The organism is Paenibacillus apii, assembly GCF_011043685.1.
In the GTDB taxonomy this organism is placed as follows: Bacteria; Bacillota; Bacilli; order Paenibacillales; family Paenibacillaceae; genus Paenibacillus_AQ; species Paenibacillus_AQ sabinae.
On sequence record NZ_JAAKGU010000014.1, the window covers coordinates 133402 to 144998 of the forward strand.

Annotated in this window: 10 protein-coding genes; all 10 read right to left on the minus strand. The window is 49.8% G+C overall.

Annotation, left to right across the window (positions count from 1 at the left end; translation table 11 throughout):
- Window positions 1-12: 12 nt before the first annotated feature.
- Complete coding sequence (locus G5B47_RS22890; RefSeq protein ID WP_235957312.1) at window positions 13-1371, minus strand: TrkH family potassium uptake protein; 1359 nt, start codon at window positions 1369-1371, stop codon at window positions 13-15.
- 20 nt (window positions 1372-1391) lie between these two features.
- Window positions 1392-1760, minus strand: coding sequence for a monovalent cation/H(+) antiporter subunit G (mnhG, locus tag G5B47_RS22895; protein WP_165103479.1), 369 nt, complete (start codon window positions 1758-1760; stop codon window positions 1392-1394).
- Window positions 1744-2037 (minus strand): Na(+)/H(+) antiporter subunit F1, encoded by a 294-nt coding sequence (locus G5B47_RS22900; RefSeq protein ID WP_165103324.1) that lies wholly within the window; start codon window positions 2035-2037, stop codon window positions 1744-1746. Before G5B47_RS22900 ends, mnhG begins: the two co-directional genes overlap by 17 nt.
- Window positions 2037-2513: a Na+/H+ antiporter subunit E gene (locus tag G5B47_RS22905; RefSeq protein ID WP_165103327.1), complete on the minus strand. Its 477-nt coding sequence runs from the start codon at window positions 2511-2513 to the stop codon at window positions 2037-2039. The genes G5B47_RS22900 and G5B47_RS22905 overlap by 1 nt, the downstream gene beginning before the upstream one ends.
- A gap of 7 nt (window positions 2514-2520) precedes the next feature.
- A complete protein-coding gene (locus G5B47_RS22910) occupies window positions 2521-3996 on the minus strand; it encodes a Na+/H+ antiporter subunit D (RefSeq protein WP_165103330.1) in 1476 nt (491 codons plus the stop codon).
- On the minus strand, window positions 3993-4328 hold the full coding sequence (locus tag G5B47_RS22915; RefSeq protein ID WP_165103333.1) for a Na(+)/H(+) antiporter subunit C: 336 nt from the start codon (window positions 4326-4328) through the stop codon (window positions 3993-3995). Before G5B47_RS22915 ends, G5B47_RS22910 begins: the two co-directional genes overlap by 4 nt.
- A gap of 1 nt (window position 4329) precedes the next feature.
- Window positions 4330-7182 carry a Na+/H+ antiporter subunit A gene (locus G5B47_RS22920; protein ID WP_165103336.1) on the minus strand — a complete coding sequence of 951 codons (2853 nt, stop codon included), beginning with the start codon at window positions 7180-7182 and terminating at the stop codon, window positions 4330-4332.
- A 47-nt stretch (window positions 7183-7229) separates the two neighbouring features.
- Window positions 7230-7868 (minus strand): universal stress protein, encoded by a 639-nt coding sequence (locus tag G5B47_RS22925; protein ID WP_165103339.1) that lies wholly within the window; start codon window positions 7866-7868, stop codon window positions 7230-7232.
- Window positions 7869-8363: 495 nt separating this feature from the next.
- Window positions 8364-9521: an acyltransferase gene (locus tag G5B47_RS22930; RefSeq protein WP_165103341.1), complete on the minus strand. Its 1158-nt coding sequence runs from the start codon at window positions 9519-9521 to the stop codon at window positions 8364-8366.
- A 163-nt stretch (window positions 9522-9684) separates the two neighbouring features.
- Complete coding sequence (locus G5B47_RS22935) at window positions 9685-11562, minus strand: hypothetical protein (RefSeq protein ID WP_165103344.1); 1878 nt, start codon at window positions 11560-11562, stop codon at window positions 9685-9687.
- Window positions 11563-11597 lie beyond the last annotated feature (35 nt).

Sequence of the window (11597 nt, forward strand, 5' to 3'; positions counted from 1 at the left end):
GGATGAAAATCCTTAACCAATTAGCAGTTTCTCTTCCGGATAACGATATTTTTGCTTCTTATTCCGCTGTGCGAGCGCAAAGGCCAAGGTTAATGGGCCGAGTCTGCCAATAAACATAGTGATAATAATGACCAATTTACCCAAGGGTGAAAGTTCAGGGGTTAATCCCATGGACATCCCTACCGTTCCAAATGCAGATGTTGCTTCAAATAGCAGCACTAAAAAGTCTTTATGCAGTCGATATTCTGTAATCGTTAAGAGAAATGCAGCTGCAATTACTACTCCCACAGAAATAGTCATAACTGCCAGTGCTCTGAATATCATTTTTTGAGATATGCGTTTTTTTAAAAGCTGCACATCTTCGTTCCCCTTCACTGTTGCCATAATGCTTAGTACCAGTACAGCGAAAGTACTTGTTTTGATGCCTCCGCCTGTCGACCCGGAGGATGCCCCGATAAACATTAAAAAAATCATGAAAAACTGGGAAGCAGGCATCATACTGGCAACATCAATCGAATTGAATCCAGCCGTCCGAGTAACTACACCCTGAAAATAGCCGGCCCAGAGTCGTTCGGTCCACGATAGCCCGCCAAACGTTCTTGTATTAAAGAGTTCAATTACGAATATTACAAGAAAGCCAACTAAACAAAGGAGTCCGGATGTAATTACAACTACTTTTGAATGAAAGGCAAGGTCTCTCCACCGTCTCTTTCGGTAAAGATCCAGAATCACAGTAAACCCGATGCCCCCGATGATAAAAAGAGAAGAGATTACCAGGTTAATTGATGGATCTCCAACATAGCGGCTCAAACTATCGGGCCACAACGCGAATCCCGCATTATTAAATGCTGAAACAGCATGAAATATCCCGTAGTAGATCGCCCTTGTCGGCCCTAGTTCATCTGCCCATCGAATGGTTAACAATACGGCTCCAAGAGTCTCAACAATAAAAGCAATGAGGAAGATGCTAAGTGATAAACGGACAACCCCTTGCGTTGTAACTGAGTTCGCAGATTCTTGGATGAGCAGGCGCTCTTTTAATCCAATCCTCCTCCCCATCACAACGGCGATTAGCACACCAAATGTCATAAATCCCAATCCGCCAATTTGAATTAAACATAGAATCACGATTTGTCCGAAGGGAGAGAAGGCCGTACCCGTATCGAGAACAACCAGTCCAGTTACGCATACGGCTGAAGTCGAGGTAAACCATGCATTCAACCAACCCACACTATTCCCCGTTGAAGATGATATCGGCAAAGCAAGTAATAAAGCACCTAATAATATTGGAATAGCAAAACCCAGCAGTATAATCCTTGAGGAAGTCAAGCTGAGTTTACCTGTTACCATCGACAAACCTTTTAAAAACATATTCAGGGCTCCTGTGGCATTTATTTTTGATTTCCAGAATCCATTTCTCGTTCCAATACCGGCTTCATATCATCCTGAATACTGTTCTCCCATAGCTTAACACCCGAACGGTAGGCGGCTCTCCCGTTTAAATGTCCTGCTACCGGTGATGTGATGAAGACAAACACAATGGCGGTAAGCAGCTTGAAGCTGACAACCTCCACATAGAACATCATGTAAAGAAAGGCCCCTGCCAGAACACAAAGCACGCCGAGGGTCGCACTCTTGGTTGCCGCGTGCGAGCGTAAATATACATCCGGCAGACGGACCAATCCAAACGCGCTGATCCCGCAGAACAGAGCGCCAAACAGTACCAGAACGGCAAAAAGCCATTCACCGGCCATGTTCATCATCTCCGCGTTCAATCACAACACCTCTTTCGATATATCTGGCCAAAGCCGTTGTTCCTATAAATGTCAGAATGCCTATGACAAGAATAATCTCGATAAAATCCTGTGTTCTCAGCAGCATGCCGATTACCGCAATCATAGCCAGAAGGTTAATGCCAATCGTGTCTAATGCGGCAATCCGGTCGGGACGGGTAGGACCTTTGATCAAGCGGTATGTGCAGGCTAATACGGCTAATGAGAGAATGACCAGCGCAGCCGTCAGAATGGCTGAAACCATTACCGCGTCACCTCCCTGATCGCTTGTTCAAATGTGCCTCTAATTTGCTCGGAGAGCAGGTCCGCGTCCTCTATATCCATTGCATGAATATAGAGAGTCTGCCCGCTCCCGGATACTTCGAGGGTTAGCGTTCCCGGTGTCAGACAAATCAGGCATGAGAGAAGGGTAATCTCCCAATCCGATGTAAGGCTGGTCTGATAGGCAAAGATTCCCGGACGAATGGCCAGCTTCGGACGAAGAATATGCCTCATGACCGTAAAGCCGGATACGGTTAACTCCCGCATGAACAGCAGAAGCAATTTCAGAATGGCCCACACCCGCTTGAGGTAGAAGGGTTCGAACCAAAACCTCCGCAGCAGCAGCAGTACGGCAGCGCCCAGCAGCAATCCCATCGTGAAACGGGAGCCGGACCAATCATTATTAAGCAGCATCCACAGGAAGGCAATCATCAGGTTGAGTACAAATTGCAAGGCCATCTTCAATCTACTCCTTCATTACGGCTTCGATATAAAGCGCGGGATGGACCAGCACGTCGCCGGCCTTCGACACATAGGAATAGACCCATTCCGCCTGAGTGCCCATCACGATGACCAGTACGAGCAGTGCCGCCGAGACGGCGGCTGCGCCCTTCAGATTAACCCTTGAACGCTCTCCCTCGGGCTCGTCTCCCCAAAAAGCCAGTCTGAATATTTTGATTAACGAGTACAAGACCAGAAAGCTGGACCCAAGACCGATCAGAGATAGTGTGAGCATGCCGGCATCAAGCCCGCCGCGGATAAGCAGAACTTTACCAGCAAAGCCGCTGAAGGGCGGAATCCCCACAATCGCCAGCGTCAGTACAAAGAACATCCAGCCGATCAGGGGGTAACGCTTGATCAGGCCCCCCATGTCTTTCAACCGGCCCGTTCCCCCTATTGTGATTATCATCCCTCCGAGTATAAACAATAATCCCTTGGACAGCATATCGTGAAGCAGATAGAAGACCGCTCCGTTCAGCGCATCCCCGTTAGCCGCTGCAAGGCCGAAAGCCACAAAGCCCACACTGATAATCACGTTGTAGTTAAGAATACGCGGAATATCGTTATAAGCGACCGCTCCCAGTCCGCCCAGAATCATGGCAGCCGCTGCCATCCAGGCAATCCACGTATGCGTTACTCCCGGATCTTGAATAAATATCAGGGTAAACGTCCGAAGAACCGCATAAAGCCCCACTTTGGTTAAAAGCGCCCCGAACAGCGATCTTACGGCCGACGGCGGCGCACTGTATGATCCCGGCAGCCAGAAGAACAGGAACAAGCCGGCTTTTAAAGAGAATACAATCAGGAATAGAACAGCAATCACACCCAGTACACCGCCTTGTCCCGCCTCGGCAACACGCTGTGACAAATGAGCCATATTGAGTGTGCCGGTTGCAGCGTACAGGTAAGCCACAGCCGCTACGAAGAGTGTGGACGAAACGATATTAATCAGCAGATATTTTAGCGACTCCCGAAGCTGAAGCTTCGTTCCGCCAAGGGAAATCAAGGCATACGACGATATTAGCAAGACCTCAAAAAAGACAAACAGATTAAAAATATCCCCTGTAAGAAAAGAGCCGTATACGCCAACAAGCAGAAAATGGAAGAGGACGTAGTAATAAGCCTTCTCCCTCTCGGCCTCAATGCTGCCGAAGGAATAGAGAAGAATCCCGAAGCTTGTCACCGCCGCAGTCAGCACAAGCAGAGCGGCAAACATATCCCCCACAAAAACAATGCCGTACGGCGGCGCCCAGCCTCCCAAATGCAGGGTTTGAATTCCGTTCGCATGAACGCGGGAAACCAGAACGATTGCAACCGCGATATTGAACAGGGCGCTTACTGTACTGATGATACGCTGAAGCAGAATCTTCTCCTTCAGGATAATCAATAAAACAGCGGTGCATAGAGGGATTAAAATCGGAAATACCAACAGGTTGCTCATGATTCATCCCCCTTCATACTGTCCATATCATCCGTTCCCAGCGTTTGGTGCGCCCGGTAAGCAAGGACGAGGAAAAAGGCGGTAACTCCAAAGCTGATTACGATTGAGGTTAGAATCAGCGCCTGCGGCAAGGGATCCACATAGGCTTCCGCTTTATCGCCCAGCACTGGCGCTGCGCCTGTCTTAAGTCCGGCCATCGTCATGAGAAGCAGATGGACGCCATGGGTAAGCAAGGAAGTACCCAATATCATCCGTAGAAGACTCTTTGACAGAATCAGATATACTCCAGTCATAAATAAAATCCCGATCGCCACGGCCATCATCCATTCCATTTCACTCATCCCCCCCTATTGTTAAAATAATGCTCATCGTTACTCCGACTACAGCCAAAAAAACGCCAAGATCAAACAGTACGGCTGTAGCCAGCTCGGTATCGCCCATAATCGGCAAATGGAAATGGCCAAAGGAGTGGCTAAGAAAAGGGGCTCCGAAAACGAACGAGCCCGCTGCGGTAAGAACGGCAATCGACAGTCCCGCCGCCGTTAACATCCGGTAGTTCACCGGAAGCGCCCTGCGTACCGTTTCCATCCCGAAGGCGACCGCAAGCAGAATAAGTGCGGCAGAAGCCATAAGCGCGGCAATAAAGCCTCCTCCGGGATGATTGTGTCCGGCAAAGAACAGATAGGTAGAAAAGGTGATAACGATGATCACGATGACCTTGGACATCGTCTGCAGGATCACATCATTGCTCCTGAAAGGATAAGCCGCTCTTCCAAGGGTGGCTCTGACTCCGGCCGAATTTCCGGGTTCCATTCGAAGATTGATCAGGCCATAGATCCCGAGGGATGCAATGCCCAGCACCATGATTTCGAATAAGGTATCGAAGCCCCGGAAGTCAACCAGTATAACGTTGACCACATTCTTGCCTCCTGCCAAGGTATAGCTTTCTTTAAGAAAAAACTCCGAGATAGGAGCAAACGGACTGCTTCCCATAGCTGCCAGCGCGATAAGGGTCATGGTAATGCCGACGCCGGCGGCAATGACGAGATTCGGCAATTTAAAGCTTATCGGCCTCTTCCCCTTGCTTAGCTTCGGAAGATGCCTGAAGCAAAGCAGGAACAGAATGACGGAAACACTCTCTACAATCATCTGCGTTAAAGCAAGATCCGGCGCGCGGAAGATGACGAACAGCAGCGTCACCATGTAGCCGGCCGCGCCGGTGAACAGGATCGCATTTATACGCGATTTGGCAAAAGGTACGGCCACTGCCGCCAGAACCATAACAGCAATGACGGCCATTTCATAGAAAGACAGCGGAGCATAATGGTTCATGCCAAGCGTTATGCCCTTCGCTCCGAGCATAACACTCCCCAAAGCAACGATGAAAAAGCTGAAGATATAAAGCAGATAATGCCGGACTGAGCCGGTCATATACAGATCTGTGAAGCGGCGGGACCCGCCCTCCAGCAATCGAAGTGAACCGTCATACATACGGTTCAGCAAATTCCGCGCGTTCCATTCACGGTCCAGTATCCGTAGTTGACTGTAACCTCTGAACAGCAGCGTGCCTGCGGCAATCACGCCCAGCGTCATGAAGACCTCAGGGGTCCAGCCGTGCCAGAGATGGATAGAGACGCTAAACGTTTCCTCTGGCGCCAGTAATCCGTTATGGACGGCGGCCATGGCCGGTTCGATTAACGAATAAGACAGCAGTCCTGGAAAGAAGCCGAATACCACAGCCAATGAAACCAGAACCACTGGGGAAACCAGCAGGCCAAGCGGCGCTTCATGCGGTATTTTATCCAATTGGTCTTCCTTAAGCTTTCCGGTAAATGTCTTAAAGACCAGGATCATGCTGTAAACAAAGGTGAACACGCTCGCGATCCAGGCTACCGCTGGAAACAGGATCATCCACGAGTGTCCATCCAGAACATCGAACTCCCGAATATTCAGTACGGCTGTAAAGAACATTTCTTTGCTTAAGAAGCCGCTAAGGGGAGGCAGTCCCGCCATGGAGAACGCCCCGATCACCGCTACGGAGAACGTGATTGGCATCAGGGACATTAATCCGCCAAGCCTGCGCAGATCTCTTGTATTCGTTTCATGATCGACAATGCCTACAACCATAAACAGAGATCCTTTAAACACGGCATGATTGATCAGATGGAAAATAGCCGCCGCGGTCGCCGGAGCATAAAACAGCGGTTCCTCCGCGCCGGAAGCCAGCGAAGCGGCTGAGCCGAGTCCAAGCAGGCACATAATCAGTCCGAGCTGGCTGACGGTTGAATAGGCAAGCATGGCCTTCAGATCGGTTTGTTTAATCGCTTTGAATGATCCGTATAAGAGCGTGATTAGACCCGTGAGCGAGACCAGCCACAACCACAGATTCTGACCGGCGAAAATGGGACTAAGCCGCGCAACCAGATACAGCCCCGCCTTCACCATCGTGGCCGAATGAAGATAGGCACTGACCGGAGTCGGCGCCTCCATGGCATCGGGCAGCCAGATGTGAAACGGGAATTGCGCCGATTTCGTGAAGGCTCCCAGCAAAATCAGCAGCATCGCCGGAATAATAAGCGGCTCCTGGGCCAGCATTTGTACCTGGCCGGTCATCTCGCGAATACTGTATGTTCCGCTCATCACATAGAGCAGATTGAACCCGGCGAACATCGCCAGCCCGCCAAAGACGGTAATAAGCATCGACTTCAGGGCGCCGTAACGGGATCTTTCCCGGCGGTGCCAGAAAGCGATCAGCAGAAAAGACGTAATGCTGGTTAACTCCCAAAATCCGTAGAGGACCATTAAATTATCAGACAAAACCACTCCCAGCATAGCTCCCATAAACATGAGCAGATTGATGTAAAAGCGGGCGATCGCTTCCGTTTTGTTCAGATAATAGATGGAATACAAGATCACCAGAGTACCCATACCGGTAATCAGCAAGGCAAACAAAAGACTGAGGCCATCCAGATATAACGAAATATCGATACCCAGTGAAGGCATCCAGTGTATGCTCTCCCGCGTATAGTTTCCTTCCTGTACGCCAGGAATTCCCGTTAGAAAATACAGGAACAGCGCAGCCGGAATCGGCAGAACCACCCAACCCGGATGAATGCGCGTTAGACGCTTGACAAGCGGAATCAAGGCAGCCAGCAAAAATGGAATCAAAATGGCAGCATGCAGCACAGACGAGCACTCCCCCTATACAGACATTATTTTTTATGAATCTTGAACTAATGCGGCTTTATCCATTCACCCTGTACAATCCTCAAGTACTGCGGCTCGCCATCCGTCACCGTTTTGAACAGCCCGTTATTAAATTCCGTGTGCAGTTCCCGGAAAAATATCCCCTTGATCGTTTCGCTTCCCTCTTCCTGTTCACTAAGCACATAGCTCTCCCCCTGCTTCACCAGAAAAGCCGCAATCCCCTTCTCATGGGTTTCCTCCAGCATATCGGGATAGCGCTGGACGGCTACAATATGAAGATCAATCGCACCAAGCTGCTCAATCAAATCGTTAATAAAGCTGCCTTGGGTAATCTCCTCCCACAGGGTCCGGCCGGACTGTCCAATAACGATTTGTGTGATTCCCCTCTCCCGGGCGGTTTCCGCAATGACATCCGCCGTCTTTCTTCCAAGGCATTTACGGATCAGAAATTCTCCGCCAGCCTCTTTGGTCAGCTTCTCCCATGCCGAGAGATACCGCTCCCTATCCGCGTTGTACTCATAATCCCTTGATGAGTCCACATTAAGTACGGTTAAAGGAGCTCCGAGCAGAAGGGACAATCGGCTTCCTCTTTGAATTAAACGCTGGCCGTGCGGTCCGTAATGGACACACACCATGATACTTTCATTGTTCGGTTCCACAGTCATTTTCTACGCCTCCTGCTTCAGTTTTCCCGAAAAAACGCAAAAAGAGCCCGCAATTGGCAGGCTCCTCCTAGTTAACGAATATACAATTAATATAAATTATATCGATCGCAGAGGGGATTGTAAAGAGATTCTCACCGAAAATACCGGTATGCCCGAACATCTTACAGGGAATCCTTCGTATAAAGGAGTGATTTCCATGTTCATACGCAAGGTTATGATATGTTCTGGCCTCTTTATCCTCTTGCTTGCGCTGGGATGGAGGCTTGAACAAGGCATAAATGCATTAAAGATTCAGGGCCTTCCGCCAAACACTGCACATGAAAGCTATAGATTCCGCTCCGCAACTGACGCTGTACCTGCTCCTGTCAGCATGCCCTTTCTTCCGCGTGAATATGTACGGATCGTACGTAAAACGGCTGTATATCCTCATCCGCTTTCCGAGTAAACTGCCCGAACAGGCTCATGACTCCCCTGTCCATGCTTCCCTCACCTGTTTCACAGCTGGAATAACAGCTTCACGACAGGAATCTTTTTCAGCAGCAGCACAACTCCAAGGGAAAGGATCAAGACAGCGGCTCCGTATATGAGGTTGGCCAGCAAATTCGTACTAAAGGGCAGCAGTTTATAGTAAGGAAGCGTGAACCAGCCGACAATGACATGAATGAAATAAATCCCCAGCGTATTCGAGCCGATGACCTCCATTCCCTTAGACAGCCGGGGAGATTTGCCCTGTTGGTAGCGGGAGGACAGGATAAAAAGACCTGCGGTAACGATAAGGGTCATTAGGGTATCGTACCCGTCAAAAACCGTATCGAATACATCCCCGTTCGACTGGCTCATGATTAGCCCGTATCCAAGCAGCGCAATCAGAGCGGTCAGAATGATCCCCGTTAACACCGGACTGCCGGGTCTGCGGAATCGGTTCTTTAGCAGCTTGGCCTGCAGCCAGCCGCCTAAGATGAAGTAGACAATCGAAAAGGCATAGAAGCCGCTAAATACATTAAAATTATTGAAAAAGTTATAGTTCTTCTCCAAATAGTTGACCTTCATTACCCATTCCGCCGTATTGGCGAGATTGCTGAGAAAGACGTTCCCGAACGTGAGCAGAAAGGCCGCGCCGAAGAAAAAGTACAGCGGCCCTTTTTCTTTTTTATCGTAGACTTCTTTAATCAAGGGGAACAGGATATACAGACAGACCAGCGTCTGGAGAAACCACAGATGGTTGATTCTATACTGCTTCCATTCGAGCAGGGCTTTGACGAACTGAACCGCCGTGTAGCTGTCGCCTTTAATCGGGATCAGCACCGCCAGGGTAAGAATACCCCAAACCACTGTCAGGATGCAGATCATGATGATTCTGTATACATGCTTGCGGAGACTATAGCTTCGGTTCAGCATCAGCGCACCGTTTACCATGAAGAACAGCGGCACTCCGGCGCTGGCCATGCCTAAGATTCCATAATTTAAATAGGTAAAAAAGGAAGGATGGTTCAGAATATCGATAGGAAGATTGTTAAAATGATAAAAGCAAACCAGATAGATGGCCATTGTCTTGATCAAATCCAAATAAACGAATCGCTCCCTGGGCCTGATTTGGGAGATGCCTTCCAGTTGGGCCGTTTGAACAGGCTTGAAAGAGGCTCCTGTCCCCATCCGCTCCTCACCTCGGCTTCCGCAAATTTACAGCCTGTCCGTTTTCGGCAGGCCGCCTGCCTCCATTTTATCAATGGGGCCTTTCTGCGGCATTCTCCTTTAATATGCTTTTGAATAACTCTATGTAGGGATGCGGGGAAAGGAACAGTATGTTAAGGAGCAATCATTTAAAAATAGTGACGGATACCAGTCTGCCATTTCCCTTGGATTCCTTATAGATAATCGGCACCGTCCCGGTCGGAAACGGCACCTCGAATCGGTAGGCGCCAGTTTTCTCGTCGCTTTTCTCCGGTAGTTCCCTGCTCTCATAGCTCCCCTGAACGCCGGCCTTCGTCATAAACTCCAGCGTTCTCTGCACACTGGCACCCTCGTATTGGCTCCGCAAATACTCAGTCCAACCCTGCTCATCCCAATCAGGCACTTTCACGTGTACTCCGGCCTTCCTCATCGTCTCTAAAATTTTGACGACCATGCTCCCGTCTCCTTCCTGCATAGCTACTGCGAGCGGCAGGTATGCCCGGTTAAGGGTCGCCAAGAAACTGTATTTGTTTTTGGCGCTGAGCAGCTCAAAGACATCCTCTTTCCGTTGTTCCCTAGTGAACCAGTAAGCATGAACATCCATCGGATTGATCTGACTTGTACTTGGGATCATATACCGCCCGTCATCCGAAATACGGAATGCCTGTGTTGATCCGAAACGCGTCGGGTATTGCAGTACAAATATATTGCTGCCGTTCCGGCTTACCATCATTTGGACGGACAGCGGCTCAAAAGGACGCGCCCCTCCTGGAAGGATTGACACGGAGCCATTCAAGCTGGAGTAGTAAAAGCTGCCGTCCTCCGCTTTCTCCCGGACAAGCCGGTACATCAGCCGGCTCTTGTGCGTGAAAGGCTCCACGCTAATGTTAGTCGTGGTTCCGTTTACGCTCCTGATTTCCTCATTTACCAGCCAAGTAATGTCGGCTATACCTCGTAATTCCCTCGGGGTACGCCCACCGGACAGGTCTGGAAGCCGCATAGCAATGCGAAACTCCCCTGTCTGCCATGCGTAAGCCGTATAACTCTGCTCCGACGCATAGAAGACATCGGAGAAATTCGTATTGTAAGAGATGCCGGCAAGCCGCTTTTTACCTCCAAAATCAAATGCACGGAGGTGCTGGCCGGAAGTCGATAGAACACCGGCCGTGACCAGCACCGGTACGAGCAGAACGGTAATATAGGCTGATAATCGGCCAGTTCCGGCCTCCCCGAAGGGCAAATGCGGAGTCTTTTCCCCGTCCTCCCGCAGCTTTCCTTCCAGCCTTTCCATAAGCTCGGCGATCAGAAAGGTTCCGACCACTGCATAAGCGAGCAATGGTATCGCATATCCCATAGGCTGGGGGAGAGACCGCAGCAGACTGAAGATCAGCGTACACAGCATGGCGGTCAGAGCAAGTGGCAGCAGCGTCCTGAAATAACGCCGGAACAGGCCCGGTGCCTCGGCAAAGGCTTCACTGAGAGAGAGGTCCTGAAGGACGATCAGATAGGGCGTGAGCGCATAGAACAGCAAAGCAACGATTAAGATGATTCCGAACGGAAAAAATACCGAACCCAGGAAAAAGGTCACCGCACCCAAGACGATCTGAAATACCGACCATCCCAGCATATCCTTGAAATACCGGCGTCCGCACTGGATCAGCGGGACCATCCTTTGGCTCTGGACCCATCCTTTTATCCCTCCAAGGTACATGCCCCGAAGAAAGCTTTGAACTACCATTACCGCAGCCGACACCAAAATTGAGGCTATCCCCCATACCGGCTTCCCGGCTTGAAGCTGCGTGTAGGGAATCTTCAGATCTGAGAGCGACGGCATATACAATGGAATGGTCGCGTTAAGCCCGATCGTCTGCGCAGCAGAACCTGACGCCGTTACCTGCATCGGAGAGAATGGAAATACAGAAAACCCGACATAAATACCAAGTCCAACTATAGCCGTAATAAATACTTCAAACACTAAAACCAAAACAATCAATCGTATGTACGCCAATCGTATGTATGCCAAGCCGCCACCTCCACAAATCCTTCATTTTACAAAAA